Source organism: Chitinophaga sp. CF118, assembly GCF_900112615.1.
Taxonomy (GTDB): Bacteria; Bacteroidota; Bacteroidia; order Chitinophagales; family Chitinophagaceae; genus Chitinophaga.
On record NZ_FOMK01000010.1, the window covers coordinates 135963 to 156808 of the forward strand.

21 protein-coding genes and 1 tRNA gene are annotated in these 20846 nt (G+C 39.6%); 14 read left to right on the forward strand and 8 right to left on the reverse strand.

What is annotated here, in order from left to right:
• The first annotated feature begins 15 nt into the window (after positions 1–15).
• Positions 16–627, forward strand: coding sequence for a fumarylacetoacetate hydrolase family protein (locus tag BM176_RS27010; RefSeq protein ID WP_090107527.1), 612 nt, complete (start codon positions 16–18; stop codon positions 625–627).
• A 49-nt stretch (positions 628–676) separates the two neighbouring features.
• Here BM176_RS27010 and BM176_RS27015 read toward each other — a convergent pair whose 3' ends face one another.
• Positions 677–1111: a MarR family winged helix-turn-helix transcriptional regulator gene (locus BM176_RS27015; RefSeq protein ID WP_090107528.1), complete on the reverse strand. Its 435-nt coding sequence runs from the start codon at positions 1109–1111 to the stop codon at positions 677–679.
• Positions 1112–1186: 75 nt separating this feature from the next.
• Here BM176_RS27015 and BM176_RS27020 point away from each other — a divergent pair, with 75 nt between their 5' ends.
• From BM176_RS27020 to BM176_RS27030, 3 genes are all read left to right on the forward strand, one after another.
• Entirely contained in the window at positions 1187–3316 is a 2130-nt protein-coding gene (locus BM176_RS27020) for an alpha-ketoacid dehydrogenase subunit alpha/beta (protein ID WP_255373594.1), read from the forward strand.
• 99 nt (positions 3317–3415) lie between these two features.
• Positions 3416–3489: transfer RNA gene (locus BM176_RS27025), tRNA-Met, on the forward strand.
• 62 nt (positions 3490–3551) lie between these two features.
• On the forward strand, positions 3552–3992 hold the full coding sequence (locus BM176_RS27030; RefSeq protein WP_090107530.1) for a hypothetical protein: 441 nt from the start codon (positions 3552–3554) through the stop codon (positions 3990–3992).
• A 371-nt stretch (positions 3993–4363) separates the two neighbouring features.
• Here the strand turns inward: BM176_RS27030 and BM176_RS27035 are convergent, their stop codons facing one another.
• Positions 4364–4579 carry a hypothetical protein gene (locus tag BM176_RS27035; RefSeq protein ID WP_090107531.1) on the reverse strand — a complete coding sequence of 72 codons (216 nt, stop codon included), beginning with the start codon at positions 4577–4579 and terminating at the stop codon, positions 4364–4366.
• A gap of 4 nt (positions 4580–4583) precedes the next feature.
• On the opposite strand from BM176_RS27035, the gene BM176_RS27040 reads away from it, so the two are divergent.
• The 3 genes from BM176_RS27040 (at position 4584) to BM176_RS27055 (ending at position 7100) form a co-directional block, all read left to right on the forward strand.
• Positions 4584–5153, forward strand: a complete 570-nt coding sequence (locus tag BM176_RS27040) for a Crp/Fnr family transcriptional regulator (protein ID WP_090107532.1) — start codon at positions 4584–4586, stop codon at positions 5151–5153.
• A 67-nt stretch (positions 5154–5220) separates the two neighbouring features.
• A complete protein-coding gene (locus tag BM176_RS27045) occupies positions 5221–6171 on the forward strand; it encodes an amidohydrolase family protein (RefSeq protein ID WP_090107533.1) in 951 nt (316 codons plus the stop codon).
• A gap of 302 nt (positions 6172–6473) precedes the next feature.
• The gene (locus tag BM176_RS27055) at positions 6474–7100 is read left to right on the forward strand and encodes a DUF5710 domain-containing protein (RefSeq protein ID WP_090107535.1); all 627 of its coding nucleotides are present in this window, start codon (positions 6474–6476) and stop codon (positions 7098–7100) included.
• Between the two features lie 265 nt (positions 7101–7365).
• Here the strand turns inward: BM176_RS27055 and BM176_RS27060 are convergent, their stop codons facing one another.
• Positions 7366–7719 carry a winged helix-turn-helix transcriptional regulator gene (locus BM176_RS27060; RefSeq protein ID WP_090107536.1) on the reverse strand — a complete coding sequence of 118 codons (354 nt, stop codon included), beginning with the start codon at positions 7717–7719 and terminating at the stop codon, positions 7366–7368.
• Positions 7720–7809: 90 nt separating this feature from the next.
• Here BM176_RS27060 and BM176_RS27065 point away from each other — a divergent pair, with 90 nt between their 5' ends.
• A complete protein-coding gene (locus tag BM176_RS27065) occupies positions 7810–8562 on the forward strand; it encodes an SDR family NAD(P)-dependent oxidoreductase (protein WP_090107537.1) in 753 nt (250 codons plus the stop codon).
• A gap of 193 nt (positions 8563–8755) precedes the next feature.
• Here BM176_RS27065 and BM176_RS27070 read toward each other — a convergent pair whose 3' ends face one another.
• Together BM176_RS27070 and BM176_RS27075 are read right to left on the reverse strand one after the other, a co-directional pair.
• Positions 8756–9742 carry a transglutaminase domain-containing protein gene (locus BM176_RS27070; RefSeq protein ID WP_177230563.1) on the reverse strand — a complete coding sequence of 329 codons (987 nt, stop codon included), beginning with the start codon at positions 9740–9742 and terminating at the stop codon, positions 8756–8758.
• Between the two features lie 114 nt (positions 9743–9856).
• Positions 9857–10549: a methyltransferase domain-containing protein gene (locus tag BM176_RS27075; RefSeq protein ID WP_090107539.1), complete on the reverse strand. Its 693-nt coding sequence runs from the start codon at positions 10547–10549 to the stop codon at positions 9857–9859.
• Between the two features lie 181 nt (positions 10550–10730).
• Between BM176_RS27075 and BM176_RS27080 the strand changes: the two genes are divergently transcribed.
• A complete protein-coding gene (locus BM176_RS27080; RefSeq protein ID WP_090107540.1) occupies positions 10731–11147 on the forward strand; it encodes an acyl-CoA thioesterase in 417 nt (138 codons plus the stop codon).
• A 97-nt stretch (positions 11148–11244) separates the two neighbouring features.
• Here BM176_RS27080 and BM176_RS27085 read toward each other — a convergent pair whose 3' ends face one another.
• Positions 11245–12411, reverse strand: a complete 1167-nt coding sequence (locus BM176_RS27085) for a Fic family protein (RefSeq protein ID WP_177230566.1) — start codon at positions 12409–12411, stop codon at positions 11245–11247.
• A gap of 41 nt (positions 12412–12452) precedes the next feature.
• Entirely contained in the window at positions 12453–13445 is a 993-nt protein-coding gene (rhuM, locus tag BM176_RS27090; RefSeq protein ID WP_090107541.1) for a virulence protein RhuM/Fic/DOC family protein, read from the reverse strand.
• A gap of 474 nt (positions 13446–13919) precedes the next feature.
• On the opposite strand from rhuM, the gene BM176_RS27095 reads away from it, so the two are divergent.
• A complete protein-coding gene (locus BM176_RS27095) occupies positions 13920–15179 on the forward strand; it encodes an ATP-binding protein (protein WP_090107542.1) in 1260 nt (419 codons plus the stop codon).
• 221 nt (positions 15180–15400) lie between these two features.
• Positions 15401–17902, forward strand: coding sequence for a phosphocholine-specific phospholipase C (locus BM176_RS27100; protein WP_090107543.1), 2502 nt, complete (start codon positions 15401–15403; stop codon positions 17900–17902).
• Between the two features lie 53 nt (positions 17903–17955).
• Here BM176_RS27100 and BM176_RS27105 read toward each other — a convergent pair whose 3' ends face one another.
• Positions 17956–18486, reverse strand: a complete 531-nt coding sequence (locus BM176_RS27105) for a hypothetical protein (protein WP_090107544.1) — start codon at positions 18484–18486, stop codon at positions 17956–17958.
• A gap of 549 nt (positions 18487–19035) precedes the next feature.
• Between BM176_RS27105 and BM176_RS27110 the strand changes: the two genes are divergently transcribed.
• From BM176_RS27110 to BM176_RS27120, 3 genes are all read left to right on the forward strand, one after another.
• The gene (locus tag BM176_RS27110) at positions 19036–19815 is read left to right on the forward strand and encodes a transglutaminase-like domain-containing protein (protein WP_090107545.1); all 780 of its coding nucleotides are present in this window, start codon (positions 19036–19038) and stop codon (positions 19813–19815) included.
• A gap of 102 nt (positions 19816–19917) precedes the next feature.
• Positions 19918–20340, forward strand: coding sequence for an inner membrane protein YiaA (yiaA, locus tag BM176_RS27115; protein ID WP_090107546.1), 423 nt, complete (start codon positions 19918–19920; stop codon positions 20338–20340).
• A gap of 143 nt (positions 20341–20483) precedes the next feature.
• Positions 20484–20816, forward strand: coding sequence for a magnetosome magnetite crystal formation protein family (locus BM176_RS27120; RefSeq protein ID WP_090107547.1), 333 nt, complete (start codon positions 20484–20486; stop codon positions 20814–20816).
• The last annotated feature ends 30 nt before the right edge of the window (positions 20817–20846 follow it).

Consider the following 20846-nt stretch of genomic DNA (forward strand, 5'->3'; position numbering starts at 1 on the left):
AAAGAAATATCTGATATGAAAATCATTTGTGTTGGTAGAAATTATGCTGATCATGCAAAAGAGCTAAAAAATGAGGTGCCGTCAGAGCCGGTAATTTTCATGAAGCCGAAGAATGCATTATTACAGAATAACCATCCATTCTACTATCCTGAGTTTACAGATAATCTGCATTATGAGTGTGAACTGGTGCTTCGCATCTGCAAAAATGGCAAGCATATTCAGGAGAAATTTGCTGATAAATATTATGATCAGTTAGGTATCGGGATTGATTTTACTGCCCGTGATCTGCAGGATAAACAAAAACAAAAGGGGTTGCCCTGGGAAATAGCCAAGGCCTTTGATAATTCTGCTGTGGTGGGTCAGTTTATGCCGATTACACCCGAACTGGATAAAAAAGACATTAATTTCTGTCTGTATAAGAACAAACAGATTGCACAGCAGGGGAATACCAAGGATCTGCTGTTCACTTTCGACTTCCTGATCGCATATATCTCTAAATTCTTTACTCTTAATATCGGGGATCTGGTATTTACGGGTACCCCTGCAGGAGTAGGGCCTGTAGAAATAGGAGATAAGCTGGAAGCGTTTATTGAAAATGACAGCCTGCTTGAATTTGAAATCAAATAAGATCAGGGGGCTGACCAGAAAGGATTCCTTCCCGGTCAGCCCTCTTTTATCATGGAACGTTGTTATAGATTACATCGAGAATCCTTGTTAACTCATGATAATCACCTTCAGTAAGGCCTACCCATCCTGTTTTACGCATTTCAAGCACCAACGGTCTTACATCTTTATATTTCTCCGATCCTTTAGGAGTCAATTGTAAATATACCTTTCGCCTGTCCAGCGGAGAGCCTTCCCGCACCACCAATTCCTTCTTTACCAGCAATTCTATAATACGGGATACAGTTGTGATATCCTTGGACGTTAGCCTTGCCAGTTCATTATGGGTGATTTTATTATGCTTGAACAGGTTTTCAATCAGCAGCCATTGATCCACGGTAATATCTTTCTTATGTGCATCAAAGGTCTTTTGCCAGTAATTACGGATTCTCTTCAGGGTTGCGTCCAACTTATAAAATGTTGGATTATTTACAAAAGTATCAGGCATAATAGTTAATTTGCGGTAGCAATGGTTGTTGTAGCAACTATATTTAGTTTAAGAAAATCACCAAAACAATCTTACGTGTTTAAAGATAGTATAAGCGCTCCAACTTTTAAAGCCACTATTAGCACGGAGGAGCGATCAGCAAACAAACAGGCAATATTGCTAAAGGCTTACAGGCTCATGTGTCAGGCCAGGGAAATGGCTGCCATCTATGAAGCCAACCGTTCCACCTGCAAATATGTGCACTCTACTTCGAGAGGACACGAGGCTATTCAAATTGCGGCTGGTCTGCAATTAAACTCCTGGGATTATGCCAGTCCTTATTACCGGGACGACAGCATGCTCTTAGCCATGGGTTTTTCTCCCTATGAGCTAATGTTACAGTTACTGGCAAAAGGAGATGATCCTTTTTCCGGAGGCCGTTCCTATTATAGCCATCCAAACAGCCTGGAAGCTAACCGCCCACGCATTCCCCATCAGAGCAGTGCTACCGGTATGCAGGTAATTCCAACCACCGGTATGGCGCAGGGTATCAGTTACCTGGAACGTATAGGTGCTGATTTTCTGCGTAAAGGTCCCAAAGGCGAGGCTCCTGTGGTGCTTTGCTCCCTGGGAGATGGGAGTGTTACAGAAGGAGAGGTGAGTGAGGCCTGGCAGAGCGCTATCTTATGGCAATTGCCGGTGATCTATTTGATCCAGGATAATGAATGGGGCATTTCAGCAAGCGCTGCAGAAACCCGGGCAATGGATGCTTATGAATATGCTGCAGGATTTAAAGGACTGGAACGTATGCAGGTAGATGGAAGCAACTTTGAAGAAAGCTATCATGCCATGGGGGCCGCCATCAGTTATGTAAGGCAGGAAAGAAAGCCAATAGTGGTGCATGCCAGTGTTCCATTGCTGGGTCATCATACTTCCGGCGTACGTAAAGAATGGTATAGAACAGCTGAAGATCTTGCTCTGCATGAAGAGAAAGATCCGTTGCCAAAGCTCAGAAACCGTCTTCTCGAAACCGGATTATCGGAAGCTGATCTGTTAAAAATAGAAGCCGATATCCAGGAATATGTAAGTATTGAATTTGCCAGGGCTAATGCTGCCGAAGATCCTGATACGGCAACAGTACAGGATCATGTATTCGCGCCTGCGGCTGTGACAGAAGAGGCAGGTATCCGCACACCTGTTAAAGGAAGTAAAGTAATGATGGTAGATGCGGCCTTACATGCAGTGGAAGAAATTCTGCAGCAATTTCCGGAAGCCATATTCTTTGGCCAGGATGTAGGTCGCCGGCTGGGAGGCGTATTCCGTGAGGCTGCTACCCTGGCGGAAAAGTTTGGAGATCACCGTGTATATAATACAGCCATCCAGGAAGCCTATATTATTGGCGCTACTGTAGGACTGGCGGCCGTTGGGGTAAAACCTATCGTGGAAATCCAGTTTGCGGATTATATCTATCCCGGATTTAACCAGCTGGTAACTGAGATTTCTAAGTCCTGTTATCTGAGTAATGGCAAGTTCCCTGTACAAACCCTTATCCGTATACCTATCGGAGCATATGGTGGCGGCGGACCTTACCATTCAGGCAGCATAGAATCTACTTTACTCACTATCAAGGGTATCAAAGTAGTATATCCATCCAATGCGGCAGATATGAAAGGACTGATGAAAGCGGCATTTTTAGACCCTAATCCGGTAGTGATGCTGGAACACAAAGGTTTATACTGGAGTAAAGTTCCTGGTACACAGGCGGCTATTATGGTAGAACCTGATAAAGATTACCTGCTGCCTTTAGGAAAGGGTAGAGTGGTATTACAATCACATCCCCGGGATGTAAAACGGGGGGAAACGACCTGTATTATCACATATGGTATGGGCGTATATTGGGCAATGGCAGCAGCTGCCTCATTTCCCGGTCTGGTTGAAATCATTGATTTGCGTACTGTGTTCCCGCTGGATGAGGAACTGGTATTCAGCACGGTGAGCAAACACGGCAAATGCCTGGTATTAACAGAGGAACAATTAAATAATTCTTTTGCACAGGCATTAGCGGGAAGGATTCAGCGGGCATGTTTTAAAGATCTGGATGCACCTGTATTCACGCTTGGAGCAATGGATTTACCAGCTGTTCCAATGAATATGGCTTTGGAAAATATGATGTTGCCGAATCCGGAAAAAGTAGCAGCAATGATTAAAGAATTACTGGCTTATTAAATAATAATAACTTTCGTTTGGGTTTTATCATTTTCCCCGTTATCTTTGCACTCCTGTTTTGAAATAGCTACACACTTATTTCAAGATATAACAGGAAATGGCGAGGTAGCTCAGGTGGTTAGAGCGCAGGATTCATAACCCTGAGGTCGAGGGTTCAACTCCCTCTTTCGCTACACTTAAAAAAGGCTTTGAAGCATGTCCGCTTCGAAGCCTTTTTTGTTTTAGACTCTAACTGATGAAAGAACCTAAAGGAAGATATGTTACCGGGAGGGCAATTTCTTTTCTTGCCAAGGAATTCAATTATCATGATTGGATGCAAGATTGGGAGCACATAGTCGCCGATTACAAAGATATAAACCGGTATTTTGAAACGTATATGGCTTCTACTGATGATGATATTCGTTTCGCACTTATGGCGCTGATTGTCGAAACAAGCAATGAAGGCTGGGATTCGGGCTGGATAACTGAAATGTGGCCTAAAGTGAAACAATTACTGACTGATAACTTCTTGCTACATGAATATACTATTTACTATTGGTGTTATTCTCTTAGTGACGATATTGAAGACATGTTTGTTATTAGTCCTTATATGAGGGATTTATGGAAGGAACTTACAGGTGACAATTTCGTAAGCACTTACGACGAAACAGATTTGCAATCAGAGAATAATGATTAGATGTTTGTAGGGTTATAAAAGAACTTGAACAAGTCTTTTAATAAAAGGTTCAACAATTCTCCCTTTCCCGCTACGCTGCAATAAGATTGCTCCAATATTTTAAAAGCATCGTTCAAAACGATGCTTTTTTTATTTGTATTCAATGCGATACATATTTTGGGAATGCTTCCAAGGTTCCGTTGGTTCTAAAGTAGTATTACAGAAAATTTGATTCTTAAGTAGATTATTTTGAATCGTTTAATCAGGAAAAGTCCTCATGTAGATATGGTTCAACTCCCGATGGGGGGACACTGTAGTGCTGGTGCACTGAAATAATTTTAAAGGCATCGCGGAAGCGGTGCCTTTTTTGTTTGCCATAATTCGTAGGTTTGTTACCCAGGTTCATCCTCCAGTTCAAAAACTTGAATTAAAGATTTGTAAGACTTTTTAATTGTCTTCGTTTTAAGCTCTATTATTAACTCATCAATTAATGGATCTTTAAATCCATCAGAAAATATTTTTGTCTCTAATACTAAGAGCGTTTTACTTTGGGAGATACCAAGTTTAAGATTGTGCTGCTTTTGTTTATTATTGCCACGATAATCCATTAGTATGCATGAACAGCTGACAAAGTATATTACAGACAGAATTCAATTAAGTGAAGCCGATTTGCAAAAGGTGCTTTCCTGTTTTAACATCTTGAAAGCAAAAAAGAATGAGCTGGTGGGAAGAACAGGAGAACCGTCGAGACGTATGTTTTTCGTAAATAAAGGATGCCTACGGGTGTATTTTATAAAACCCAACGGAAGAGAGGCCACGCGCCGGTTTGCTTTCGAAAATTCCTTTTCTACTTCCCTAACATCTTTTATTGATGGGTCATTGCTCAAAGAAGATACACAGGCTATTGAGCAATCGGAATTGCTGTATACTCACCGCGAGGATTTTTACTCCCTGTTGAACACTATTCCCGGTTGGGAAATATTTTATCGTGGTTTTCTTGAATATGCCTATTTAACCAATACCAGGAGACTGGAAGATTTTATTACACTAAATCCACGAGAGCGCTATCAATTGCTGCTGAAAGAAAACCCGCAGATGGTGCTCCGTTTACCAAATAAGTTGGTGGCAAATTATCTCAATATTACCCAGGAGGCACTTAGCAGAATGAAATCCGGAATGTGATTATTTGATCAGGATCAATAATATATATATTGGATAGCTGGACTTTTGTAGCTCAATTTAATCAGCTATGCGTATTATAACATTAGAAGAGCACATTGCCTTACCTGAGTTTGCTCATGAGATACAGCAATGGCCGTTGCCTAAGCAAGTAGTGGAGAAACTCGCTGACATCAGTAACATTCGCTTAGAATCAATGGACGATAACGGTATTGATATGCAGGTGTTGTCTGTAGTAGGCAGGGGCGCAGAAAGTTTATCCCCTCGGAAAGCCTTGAAATTTGCCGTCAGGTACAATGATATCCTTGCCGCAAGAATTGCCGCTCATCCTACCCGGTTTAAGGCATTTGCACATCTACCTATGTCTTCTCCAGAAGCAGCGGCAAACGAGTTGGAAAGAGCAAAGGAGGAACATCATTTCTGTGGAACCCTGATCAACGGGCTTACAAATGGTAAATTCCTGGACCTTCCGGAATTCAGGCCATTACTGCAAAAAGCGGAACAATTACAAATGCCCCTTTACCTGCATCCAGGTCTGCCACCTGAAACTGTTGCCGAAGCCTATTACAACGATCTCCCGGGATCAATAGGTGTGATGCTTGCATGCGGTGGCTGGGGATGGCATGCTGAAACAGCCCTACAGGTACTGCGTTTAATCATCACCGGAACATTAGACAGGTATCCCCGGTTAAAGATTATCATTGGGCATATGGGAGAAATGATACCTATGATGACGTCCAGGCTGGATGAAAAATTTAATGTTACCAACACAGGTTATCACCAGCGGTCAGTCAGTCAAACCCTACGCGATCAGGTACACATTACTACCAGTGGGATTTTTACTTTACCACCACTGATGACTGCACTAAGTACTTTTGGTATCGATAATGTCATGTTTTCCGTAGATTATCCTTTCAGCACAAACGAAGCAGGAAAACAATTGCTGGAAAGTATTCCACTACCTCCTGAAGAAGTAGCGAAGATAGCAAGCGGAAATGCAGAGAGATTGCTTGGCCTGTAGGTTAAACAGGTACAAGCCTATTTTGGCATTCTTGTTTTAATTAAATAATACACCTAATCTCACCCTAAGAAAAGGTATTTGTAGTGCCATCTATAAAGACACCATGTATTTCAGCCAAAAATGGGATTACATGTTCCAAATAACTCCCATCCGGGGTACAGCTGGAGCAGGACGATCTGAAATTAGTAAAGGCATCGCGAGAGCGGGTGCCTTTTTTTGTTTTACCCCATGTCATGTCATATCTTTTCTTTGCCCCTGGATCCAATTTTTTTGTAACTTTCATTGTTGTAAAATCCTTTGTTATGCCCATACGACTCAATGTTCCTTTTATCCAAAAAGATGACGCAAAGAAGTTAGGTGCAAGATGGGTTCCAGATGTTAGTACTTGGGTTATACCTGACCATATTGTTGATATTAATCCATTTAATGCATGGCTGCCACGAAATGGCGGAACGTTTGTTAAATATCCTTATCTAATTGCCAAGAATAAAAGAGACTGTTGGAAATGTCATAAGGAAACTCCGTTGATAGGACTTGGAGCAAGAAATTATATTACAAGTGTTTTCGGTTCTCCTTTTTCAGAGCCTGTTTGGGAAATACGTAACTATCCTGTCTTTTTTGTAGATATTAAATTGGTAGATGATGTCATTGCTTCTATTATGCACGAACAATATCCCTTTTTTAAAAATACTTACCATAAAACATTAGGAAAACAGCTATGGCTCAATACATGTACCCACTGTGAAACGATACAGGGAGATGATTATAATATAGATCGTTCCTATATATTGGGCGGTTATTTAAATGAAAAGCGAACATTGTTTCGGGGAAAACAAATGGAGCAGCTGCCACTCCGATTTGATTATTACATTGACTCAGCTATTTATGAGGGAGAATATTATTGGGATGGTTTTGAAGAAGCGGAGTAAATCTTAATTTTCTTTACAAATTCCTGATGCTTTATCCACTAAAAAATTTGCAGAGCCCCAACGGGCGCGTAGCTCAGCAAATTTTTTAGTGGATAAAATATTCATAGATTTCCAGCTGATTCGTTGGGGCCAATATTAGATGTTTGTCAGATTAAATATTAACTAATACAAGTATACGACTATGTGATTTGGTTAGACAATGGTAGTATTAATCCTTTGTGTAAATAGTATAATACGCAGAGGATTAAATACTGAATTTTTATTATTAAACGGATTCGCGCTGTTTGCGTCCCCAGTTTCTAAGTTGGTCTAAAATAGGTGCTAATTCCCGTGCCAGTTCCGTCATCTCGTATTCTACTCTTGGAGGTGTTTCTGCATAAGCAGAACGTTTGATCAGACCATCCTGTTCCATCGATTTCAGTTGTAAGCTGAGCATGCGTTCTGACATGTAGGAAAACTCTTTTTTTAGCTCGTTGAATCTGAGTTTTTTATCACCCAGTTTGTCTAACAATAACAATTTCCATCGGCCTCCGATTTTCTGAACAGCATAGGTAAGATCACAATTGATAATACATTGCTCGTTTCGCGTATAGGTGGAGTTTTTCTTTCTTGTTGTCATTACTTACATGTTTGTTCGTGCCTTACAATTGGTTGTACATATGATAAAGTTAACCACAACTGCCTACGTTTGCAAAGAAAAATATACTATATGGATCTTTACTTAAAAGAAAAAACTGCAATAGTAACCGGTGCGAGTCAAGGGTTGGGTCGGGCCATTGCAAAAGAACTGGCAATAGAGGGTGTGAAGGTGTTTGCAACTGCAAGAAACAAGGATATGCTGAATAGCTTTAAAGCAGAAGTGATCAGCGCCGGTGGAATAGAACCCATAATATTCATACAAGACATTATGGCGATTGATGGCCCTCAAAATATTGCTACTGCTGCAATATCTGCATTGGGACATGTAGATATTCTCATTAACAATGCAGGCCAAAGCCGTCCTGTAGATTTAACGGGGCCTGAAGAAACATGGGTTGAATCTGTAACACTGGATTTCGACCGCCCCCGTCAACTGACGCAACAGTTGTTACCTCATATGATAGAACGTAAACAAGGTGCTATTCTGAATCTTTCCAGCACTTATGAACTACGCATTATTAATGTTTCAGCTGTCGCCAAAGCAAGTGTGGTAGCCTGGTCAAAAGCATTATCCAGTCAGCTGGGTCGCTACAATATCAGAGTTAATTGCCTGCAACCAGGTCTCTTGGATACTCAGAATGTCCGTAACATTTTTTCCGATGAAGAACGCAAAATATTCGCTGAACGCGAAATTCCACTAGGCGATTTCGGAGAACCGCAGGATGCTGCTAATTTAGCTGCCTTTCTGGTATCCCCCCGCGCAAAGTATATAACCGGCATCGTTGCTGCTGTCGATGGAGGATTGCGGCGCTATGCATTCTGATTTGTAATGAAGGCTTCATTAAATCTTATTATATCTTGTGATAAAAGATTAGATAATTCGTCCGTTCTTGCTACACAGATTAAAGAAGGCTTTGAGAGTAAATCTCGAAGCCTTCTTTAATTTCTATTACTTATTCCCATTATCCCGTTCTGGGTACAATCCATAATATTTTGATAGTCAAAATTTTCATATCTTATTTTCTAACCAGCCTGGGATCCTTATCTATCATTACTATTCCTCGCTGGCAGGCAGGTAAAAGGTTCTGAATATCAGGTTTTGAAGAATGTTTTATCAGGTCAATTGCAGAATTTAGGAAGTATCTGGCTCTTTTTAATTCCGGTAGGGTTGCTTTTTTATTATTGACTATAGAGACCGCATAATTGTAGTAGGTGGTAATTTTCGTATTAGGATTATCCTTATTAAAAACATAACTGTTCTCTGCTATTTTTATATTTTGCTCCTGTTCATTCAATTTCAGGTAAGCATTGACCGAATCAAGATAATTTACATAACCCATTCTTGCACTGCTATCAAAGGTCAGATTAGGTGTATAAAACGATTGCATTCTTAGTGGATAATTATCAAACTGGAATACCGGTTCCAGAGGTAAATGTGTGGATATAAATTGAGCAGGAGCTACTAAGAAATAGGCGGTGTTGATCTTTTTAATAAAATAAGAACTTCCGTTCTTATTCACCATCTCGCAGGTAGACCAGAATAAATCGCATAGTACCCATGAAGAATCAATGTATACTGCATTCCAGGCATGATTAGCTTCGTCCAGTATGTCTGTAGGTTTAAATCCTGCATATTTTACATATCCTTCAATGTGCAAACATTTTATGTTATTGAGTTTACAAAACTCAGTAACTATATTGGCATATTCGTCACACAATCCTTTTCTTTGTTTAATGCTCTCATCTGTTGTAAGAGGATAACCGCCTGTAAGAAAACGATCGGAGTCCACTTGCAAAAAATTATCTGCCCATAACAAGAGCATTTGAAGTTGTTCTTTGGGCTCTTTTGTTAAGACGGATATGGTCCTGGACAAATCTTTCGCATTCTGGACTACTGAAAAATCGGTATTCGAAAACTTTGTAATCGTAGGCGATGATATCTCTTGCTGAGCATATGCGGTAATCTGTAAGATCAAAAGAGGAATAATAAGTAATTTATTCATAGGAGATAAAGAAACTAAATAAAGATACTGTTCCCGATTTTTAATACAAAAAGTAATAAAAGAATCGTTAAAAGCCATCCAATCTTGCAATAATTGGTTAACTGCTTTGATCAATCATACTGTTGTCATTCCATAATAAGAATCCACTGCTTCTTGCCCTGTATAGTTAGGCCCGCTCTTGTCATCAGCTCCTTTATAAGTCAGATTGAAATAAATATCTCTATGTCCTTCACAACGAACTAACTTCTTCCGGGCATTATACTCGATCTCATTTTCGATGAACAGCTGTTTTAAATATTGTCCATTCTGGTCTCCTTCAATCTTAATACTATTGAGGTCAAGATTGGCAATTAATACTCCTTGATTGCCAATTAATTTTAGCCCTGTTGATAACGCCTTAAGCTTATCCCCAACATAATGAAGTCCATGAACACATGTGATCAGATCATATTGATCATCATTTGTCCAATTGACCAGGGAGCCTATTTCAAATCGCAGGCAATTAACAAATGGTGGGATTGGCTGAAATTGATCTACAAGATCAATTCCTACCAGCGTAACACGATCCTGACGGCCCTCATCTGATACAGCCCTGGCATATTGAAGTAATGCATTACCTTCTCCACAGCATAGGTCCAACCATTTTACATGTGTTTTTTGTTCCAGACAGGTGTCTAAATATTCTTCCGGCTTAAATTTCAATTCTTTTTCATAGCTGTTGATCCCGCTGGCTTTTCGCTTACGATTCATACGGTTATTAGCCACTATTGGAGACCAGATCAATTCGTTCTCTGTTAATAACTTCATTATCAGTAAATATATGGAACCATAATTTTTTTTCTTAACTCATTAAGCCTAAAATGGATTCCAACGTAAATAAATCACTAATTCCCTGGTATCTTCTTTATTAATTTTTTAAGACCTTAATAAATCGAATAGTATGGTTATATCCATGTTATTTATATTAGCAGATCAAAAATATTAAATTATGGGATACGTAAAGGAATATACGGTTAAAGAGGAGCATATTGACGTTCAGGGAATAATGGATGGTTTGTTCTACCCGTTTTATATGGAATACTGCAGACATGAATTTATAAAAGATGTTCTTGGGTTTAGCCTGGAGGAAGAAGCGAAAAGAGGAGTGAATATGGTTTTATCTCAATACACAATTCAATTTATTCGTTCCCTGAAGAAGGATGATACATTTACGGTAACATGTGAATTGTTTTCTGATAAAAGTGAAAAGCCTCAGATACACTTTGAACAAAAAATAATTCTAAACGGTAAAATCGTTACAAAAGCAGTTTTCACCGGTACCTGTGTTCCTGCTACTGGTGGACGACCGTTTCTTCCGGATTCAATTAAAGAGAAAATGAAAACGGCACCTGTGCTGGAGGGATAGAAAAGATCAACTTTTCCGTTCTGGCTACACTAACGAGATTCTTGCAGCAGTCTGTCTGCAAGAATCTTGCATAAGTTAACATTAGTTCTATCTTCTTTTATTCTTCCTTCAAAATATAGCTTGTACTTCGTCCCCCGGCAAGTTCTTTGACCAGGAGTCCCCGTTCTATCAAATCTTGAATATCACGGATCGCCGTGTCTTGTGAAGTTTTGGCAATGGTAGCCCATTTGGATGAAGTCAATTTGCCATGAAATCCATCCAGCAATTTATTAAGCATGAGCTTTTGCCTGTCATTTACTGTTTGTGAAGTCGGATTCTCCCAGAATCTTGCCTTTCTCATGACAGTGGCCAAGGTTGTATCTGTAGCTCCAATAGCGCGATCAAGGCACGACAGGAACCATTGCAGCCATGATGTTATATCCAGCGTGCCTTTTTGGGTTTTCTCTAGGATGTCATAATAGTTGTTCCGTTCGATCCTGATTTGCGCTGACATGCTATAAAAACGTTGCTGACTTTTATCAGCACGCGCTAGTTGCATATCAGTGATAGCACGTGCGATACGTCCATTGCCATCATCAAAAGGGTGAATGGTCACAAACCAAAGATGCGTGATGGCGGCTTTTATAACCGGGTCAGCCTTTTCTTCAGAATTAAACCAATCCAGGAACCTGTTCATTTCAATATCCAGTCTGTCAGAATCTGGAGCCTGAAAATGGATCTTCTTGCGTCCCATTGCACCAGAGACAACTTGCATTGGATAGTCTATACTATTATTGCGCCATTTACCAACAATGATCTTATATATGCTGCTATACCCTGTTGGAAACAATGATGCATGCCATCCATATAGACGTTCGGCAGTCAAAGGTGTAGTATACCGCTGTGTGGCGTCAAGCATCATTTCAACGACACCCTCAACATTTCTATCGGCAGGAATAAGCCCGGCAATGTCCATTCCCAAACGCCGCGCAATGGAAGAGCGCACCTGGTCAGGATTCAATATTTCGCCTTCAATTTCACTGGACTTCAAAACATCCATCGTTAGCGTTTGAAGGGAAGCTTCTTCCTGTAAATGATGGCTCAAACCTTCCATATGGCTTAATAGTCGCTCCTGATTGTGGCGTACTTCTATCAAAAGCTGGCTGATCAGCTTGTTATTCCATTTGAAATTGAGCCATTCTTTCAGTTGATGAATATATATTCTGCCCACAATCAAGTTTTTATACGCAAATAATGCGGAGAATACCGCCTTTATTCTCCGCATTATTTGCATACACTTCAACGCCTTTTACTTTGATAGGATGTCTAATTATAACCATTGATAAGGCTTACCACAACCTGGGCTATAATATCTTTTTCATCGGGTTTGCTTTCCGCGATCATCAATGTGAGAGCAACAAGAGCATTGTCAGCAATACGTTTTGTACCGTCGTTATAGTAAAGAATACGGTTTTTTTCTAAAAACCAGACAAACAGAAAAGCAGCAATCCGTTTGTTGCCATCAGAAAAGGAATGATTCTTTACTACAAAATATAACAAATGTGCTGCCTTTTCTTCGATACTTGGATAAAGGTCATTACCATCAAACGATTGATAGATCGTGGCAATGGAACTTCTGAAGGATTCATCTTTTTCATTGCCGAATAGGCTACTTCCGCCAAACTTATCTTTTAATCCCTGTATGGCTTTTATAGCTTCGTGGTATGTAGCTATAAAAGTTTGTTCCTTATGTGTTGCTTCTATAGTGAGCTTGCGGTGATCATATTTATCCAGAATGTCCAGTGCATAGGTATAATCCGTGATGACTCTCAATAATCCGCTTGCTTCATCATTTGTCAAAGGCTGGTTTTCAATTACATTCCCTAACAAGCGGACTGTCTGCTTTAAAGCATTAAACCGTTGCCCTTGTTCTTGCAGTCGTTTCTCATTTACTGAATACCCTTTCACAAGATATTCCTTTAATATCTTGTTCGCCCAGATACGGAATTGAGTCCCTCTTATCGAATTAACCCGATATCCGACAGATATGATCATATCCAGATTATAACGGGTGATCTGGCGTTTAACCTTTCTGGAGCCTTCCTCCTGAACTTGTGCAATTTTTGCACAAGTTGTAGTTTCGTCCAGTTCAGATGATTTATAAATATTTTTTACATGTTTTGTGATAGATGTCCTATCTGTTTGAAAAAGATCGGAAAGCTGATATTGGTCAAGCCAAACAGTTTCCTGATCTATTGTCACATCTATGGACGTTTGTCCATCCTCTGTTTGATAAATAATGATTTGACTGTTTTCCATGAACTTTGTATGTAGGTGATTTATATGATTACAATTCCAAAATAAACGTATTACAAACATGAACCTTGTTCACGATTGTTCCGCTACTTCAGAAGTCTGATTTTATCATCTTAAATTATTGCACTGTCCCTTCATAACCGGACTCTGATTGTCTTTACAACAAACCATTGCCGACATTGAGAGGTTAACTTCTGGACGCAATAAATTCTAGGGGGGAAATCTATACTAGCAAGTTACTAAAATTCAATAAATCCTTAAAAAACAAATAAGTCAATAAGACCAGGAAAAAATTCTTCCTCGAATTGTTACATAGTTTTTTAATTCTTTGCCATTAGAATACTTATTGCATTTCTATTTAAAATATCACACGACATATACGAATTTTATTCACTTCTGTACCCAATTCGATTTAAATTCATAGTTGCTACTGATTACCAATCATTTTCTTATTTTCGCATACTAAAAATATTAGTAATGAGAGAAAAGGTATCTGTTACAGATACAGGTATACAGTCTTCCGGCCTTCCCAGAGATTATATGGAAGCAGTGGCTGAATATATCTGGAATGGTTTTGATGCAGGCGCTTCTGTTATTAACATAGACTTTGATACAAATGAGATTGGAACGATCAATAGTTTATCTATCAGTGATAATGGATCGGGAATAGATTTTAATCAGTTAAAGGAAACGTTCGGCAATTTTAATGATTCTATTAAAAAGGCTTCTTTTCAGAAGTCATCTTCCGTTATAAAAGGGAATAAGGGGCGCGGACGCTTTTCCTTCTCTGCATTCAGTGGAAAGGCTGTATGGAAAACTGTGTATCAGGATAATGAAGGATTATCGGCATATGAAATTATAATCACCCGCAATACAAAGGATTATTTTGATCCTCATAATAGGAGAACTGTAACAAACGAGCCTACCGGGACAACCGTTACCTTTTATGACCTGTTTGAAGTATCCGGATTTTCATTCCAGTCGGAAGAGTTTAAATCTTTTTTGATTCGTGAATACGGTTGGTTTCTGATGTTGAACAGGGAAAAAGAGTTTCAGATCAGGATAAACGGTGTGCCTGTTTCGTACCAGCAATTAATTGCAGAGAGCGACATTGATACGCTGCCAATAAGAGATGCGGAAGGAAAGGATAATTATTTTAAGATCACATTTGTGAGATGGTCCGAGAAGATAGGGGATAAATTCTTTTTCTATTTTCTGAATTCTGCGCAACAGGAAGTTTTCAAGGATCTTACTTCTTTTAATAATAATGCGATTGGATTTTATCATAGCGTGTATGTTGAATCCCGCTATTTTGATGCGTTTAATCCTGCTGATACAGAACAATCACAGAACCTGTTTGAGAAGACCAGACATCACAGCACATTTAAAGCGTTGATGGGGCATTTACACAGCCTGTTAAGGATCCGGCAAAAAGCCTTTGTTGATGGAGAAGCCGCAGAAAAACTAGTGGATGTGTATGACCGGAATGGGATTTTTCCAAAGTTTGATGATGAACAACGGAAAAGAGAATTACTGCGTGTTGTAAAAGGAATGTACTGTATAGAGCCGCGTTTATTCCAGGGATTGAACAGAGAACAGCAACGTATAAACGTTGGACTGATAAGCCTCCTGCTGGATGCCGGTAAGAGAACAGAAATAATGAAACTGATGGAGCAGGTTGTTCATCTGACAGATGAAGACAGGGAACAATTACAAGATGTTCTGCATTTAAAATGATTCAATTATATAAAAAGAAGAATCCCTTCTTAACCTTAATTTAATACTATAAACTTCATTCAAACTCTATATTTGAGCGACGTATAAATGGAAACGGACTGGCACCTGAATAATCGAAAAATGATTAAACAACGCTGATAACCGTTCAACAAAATATCAACGAAAGTTCAGGGGAAATAGCAGATCTTAATAGACCAGGCAACAAAATTAATTTGGACAACATGGATACCCGCAGAGATTTCTTGAAAAAAGCAGGACTGTTATCCGGCAGTGCTGCTCTTGCCAGCTTTATGCCACCTGCTATACAGAAAGCACTGGCTATAAACCCTGAGATGGGCAGCACATTCTATGATGCAGAACATATCGTTTTCCTTATGCAGGAGAACCGCTCTTTTGATCATCTTTTTGGGACCTTACAAGGAGTCCGGGGATTTAATGATCCCCGTGCTATCCAGCTAAGCAATAAGAATAAAGTGTGGTTGCAGTCAAATAAAGAAGGCGAAACCTATGTGCCTTTCCGGCTGAATACGAAAGATACCAAAGTACCGTGGATGGGTTCTACTCCTCACAACTGGACCGATCAGACAGATGCAAGAAATGATGGGAAGTACGACAGATGGCTGGATGTAAAGACGGCAACTAACAAAGAATATTCAAAATTGCCGCTTACGCTGGGATATTGCGACCGATCTGATTTCCCCTTTTATTATTCGCTTGCAGATGCTTTTACCGTATGCGATCAGAACTTTTGTTCAAGTATCACCGGAACGCATCCCAACCGTCATTACTGGATGACGGGCACTGTTCGTGAACGTAATGTAGTTGATTCCAAAGCGCATTTATGGAATGTGACCAATTATGCCTTCCCCGAACTGGACTGGAAAACCTATCCTGAACGATTGGAAGAACAGGGTATCTCCTGGAAAGTATATCAGAATGAGCTGACAATAGGTTATGGACTGAAGGGCGATGAAAGTGCCTGGTTGAGCAACTTCGGAACTAATGTACTGGAATACTTTAAACAATTTAATGTTCGCCTGCATCCCGGTAGTATAGCCAATCTAGATCTGAAGAAAGCTAATATGCTGAAGGAAATTGCAGCCCTTGAAAAAGAAACATCAACAGATGAAGTAAATCAGAAATTAGCCGCCGCAAGAAAAGTATTGGCTAAGATCGAAGAAGATAAATTGGCCTATACCACTGAAGTGTATAATAATCTTAGTGAAGAAAAGAAAAAGCTGAATGCAAAGGCCTTTACCATTAACAGCAACGACCCTAAGTTTCATGAATTATCCACATTGAAATATAATGATGATGGTACAGAACGGGAATTGAATCTTCCCAAGGGGGATATTTTACATCAGTTCAGGGAAGATGTGAAAAATGGCACATTGCCAACGGTATCCTGGTTGATGCCTCCGGCTAATTTTTCCGATCACCCTGGCGTGCCCTGGTTTGGTCCATGGTACACGAATGAGGTGATGGAAATATTATTGCAGAATCCGGAAGTATGGAAGAAAACTATTTTTATTCTTACTTATGATGAGAATGATGGATTCTTTGATCATGTTCCCCCTTATGCTGTTCCTAATCCTTACAAAGAATATACCGGCAAGGTGTCAAAAGGAATAGATCCCCGGATGGATTTTGTAACAAAAGATCAGCAAACAAACCCTTCTGCCCAGGACGACAGGATCAGGGAAAGCTCCATCGGATTGGGCTATAGGGTACCTATGGTAATTGCGTCTCCCTGGACGCGTGGAGGATTTGTATGCTCAGAACTGTTTGACCACACTTCATCCCTTCAATTTCTGGAGAATTTTATACAAAAAAAGTTTAAAAAAGAGGTGAAGGAAGAGAATATCTCACAATGGCGCAGGACCATCTGTGGAGACCTCAGTGCAGCCTTCAGACCTTATAATGGAGAAAAGATCAACGCTCCACGGTTTTTAGAAAAACAAGCATTTATCGAACAAATTAACAACGCAAAATTCAAAGAGATACCCAATAATTTCAAGGCACTGGGACAGTCTGAAATTGACCTGATCAACAAAGACCATTCACTGTCGCCTTATTTCCCTCAACAGGAAAAAGGAGTCAGGGAAGCGTGTGCATTACCTTATGAGCTGTATGTAAACGGAAACTTTGATAAAAGTAAGGGCAGTTATGAAATAAACCTTTCTGCTGGTAATTCCATTTTTGGGAATCAGTCAGCAGGAGCTCCTTTTATGGTGTATGCAATGAACCCATACAGAAATGAAGTATTGCGGACCTGGGAATATACCACTGCCGCCGGAGATACTTTAAAGGATGAGTGGAAGATCAGTGAATTTGAAAATGGAAATTACCATCTCCGGGTATATGCTCCGAATGGCTTTTACCGTGAGTTTGCAGGAAATAGTAACAACCCCCTTATCCGGATAGAAAGTAATTACCAGAAGCAGCAAAAGAATCTAACTGGCAACATTGAGCTAAGGATTACTAATAATGATTCTAATTCTCATGAGATCAGTATTATTGATAATAGTTATAAAGCAGGTACTATCAATAAAACCGTGGCCGCTAAAGAAACCGTAAAAGTAATACTGAACTTGTCTAAGAATTACAACTGGTATGACTTTACAGTAAGTATTAAGGGTGCTGACATGATGGAACGTTTTGCCGGACGGGTTGAAACCGGGAAAGTAACTAAAACGGATCCGTTGATGGGAAGAATTGTTTAAACAGATCCAATAGGGCATATCTTACTTAATGATATGCCCTATTTAATCCAGCCTTATTTCATGTCATGGAAGTATGTCACATCGCCACTTTTGAATACCTGTAATATAATACTCTTATTATCCTTCTTTAATTCAACAAAGTAGCTGTCTGCAGCATCTGTCTGGAGTCCGAATAATTCAATGTCGGTCGCATTCAGCTCATTATCGTCATATTCAATAACTGATCCAACGCTATAATTCTTATAATTCTTTTTTATTTCCTGTTGAGCATTGATGGGCAGGACAGAAAACTTAACTAATGAAGTAGTACCTACCAGTTGGGAATGTGTATCGTAAAACGCAGTTAGTTTCTTTCCATCTTTTATAAAGGCCACTTCATCAAAGAGTGACGATCTTCTCCAAACGGGTTCTGATGTATGATCAAAATCAAAGGCAAACTGTTCTTTGGAAAAGTTGCTGACCCCTTTGTCCGCAATGCGTCTCTCTTTTTTGATTTTATTATTGTCTGCCAACCTGAAATTGCTTGCTTCGGTAGTAACTACTGCTAAGAAAATAGCTGTTGTTGTTAATATGACTGTTTTCATTTCTTTTCAATTTGGTTATGTATTTATGACTCGCCGGCATTGCCCGATGTTTAATGCAAAAATCTGTTGATGAAAAATCCATATTAACAATTAAATAAATATAATCTGTAAGAGCCCATTGGAAGCCGTTTTGCGCGATTGTTAAGGATTTGGCAATGTTTAGAAAGCCAATTATTTAACAGTTTATAAAGACAAGAGGGTAACAATGTGTACTAGTATTCCTATATGCTTATAAGCTGGAAGGCCTCTTCCTATATGGTTCTTATATGGTTCCTATATGCTTAGCTTATAGGAACCATATAACCAGCTTGGAAGCAGGATATAAGTAGCTTATAAGCAATATTATATAATGCAGTACCAGTAAAGGTTTCAATAAGGATATTCTGAATATTTTATTTCTGGGAGAGATATTCTTGGCTAGGTTTTACATGTTTTATTAATCCCGGTTCCGGGTTGCAGATGTCCATTCGGATCTGATAATTGCAGATTCTGTTGGCCTTCTTTTAAATATGTTTTCAGATATAACCGGAAAAATGTACCTTAAACAATATGTTGTTAGATGCTTACTGCTCGCTTGAATTTTCTTCAGAAACCCCTGTACCAAGTATTTTCATGTTGCATCCTCAAAGTGGGAATGCCCAGTTTGTTGTAAGGAATGAACTGATAACAACGCCTTACACACCAGTAATTGAATTTCCAGATATATACCGCAATTTATGCCAGCGAATTATCATCCCTCAAGGATCATTTCGCGTAGAAAGCCGTGCATTGGTGGACTGCTCTGATACCATAGATGTGAATATGAATGCGTCCTGGATGCCGATGCCGGAGTTACCGGATCATGTATTACAGTTTCTTTTACCGAGCCGGTATTGTGAATCGGATAAATTTGCCAGCCTGGCAATAACGTTAACAGAAGGGTGTGCACCTGGTTATGCTCAGGTGGATGCCATCTGCAAATGGATCAATTCTAATATTCGTTATGAATACGGTACAAGTAACAGCTCTACTGCAGCATCGGATGTGCTGTTATCCAGAGTAGGGGTATGCCGGGATTTTACACATTTAGGGATTACCCTGTGCCGGGGGCTGGATATACCGGCCCGTATGGTGGCAGGATATCTTTATGACCTGAAGCCGATGGATCTGCACGCGTGGTTTGAAGCATATGTAGGAGGAAGATGGTATTGCTTCGATGCTACGCAGCGAGAACCCAGAGGTGGGCGGATTGTATTGGCTTATGGACGGGATGCTGCAGATGTTGCTTTCGTAAGCCATTTCGGAAATAGTTTACTGAAAAACATGATTGTAAATATTGGTCTAGGTTGATTATCATCTATTTACATAATCCGATATACGATATCCCTGATTTCAGCTATTCCCCACACTACTTGAATAAGCTACTTTTGCTTTCGAAATAATAGTTGAAAGATGAAACAAAAACCGTCGTTTGCATTTATAGCAACTTCGTGGCTGGCATTGTTTATAGGGGTATCGGGATATATAATTGGACTCTGGAATGCCCAGATGCAATTGAATGAAAAGGGGTATTATTTCACAATATTAATGTATGGATTATTTGCAGGTGTCTCTGTGCAGAAATGTGTAAGAGACCGTTTGGAAGGAATACCGGTTACCGATATCTATTATGGAATCAGTTGGGTTTCCACCATATTAACCCTTTTATTGTTAACAGTAGGATTATGGAATGCCACATTGTTGCCAAGTGAAAAAGGTTTTTATGCCTTTGCCTTTCTGCTGAGCATTTTTGGAGCTATAAGTGTACAGAAAAATACCCGTGACAGCCAGGCTGCGAAGACTTCGACTACTGGAACGGATAGTGTAAATAGTTGATTTGTATAGGATTGTCGTGTTCGTAGTTGTTTGGTAGACGTTTGTTTTTATGTCTGTAGTCCATCTGTAGTTGTGGAAAAATAGCAAGGGATATCAAGGGACGATACTTTTGCTACCACATTCTTAAACACTAAAAAAATATCATGAAGAACAAAACGTTGGCAATTGTTGCCTACATCACACTAATTGGCTGGGTGATTGCATACTTCCAGTACAAGAATAATAATGAAAAGAGTTCGCTTGTTCGTTATCATCTTGCTCAGGCTTTAGGCATTTTCATTTTCTCCATTGCATTAATGATTGTACTAGGTATTATAGCTTCAGTGATCCCCACACTAGGTACTATTTTATCAATAGCCGGCCTTCTTCCATTGATATTACTGATTTTAGGTATTATCTCAGCTTCTAACGAAGTTATGAGCCCCGTTCCTGGTATAGGAAAGTTGTTTGAAAACAAGTTTAGCTTTTTGAATTAAACTCATATAGTGCGGTAAGCACTTATGTAA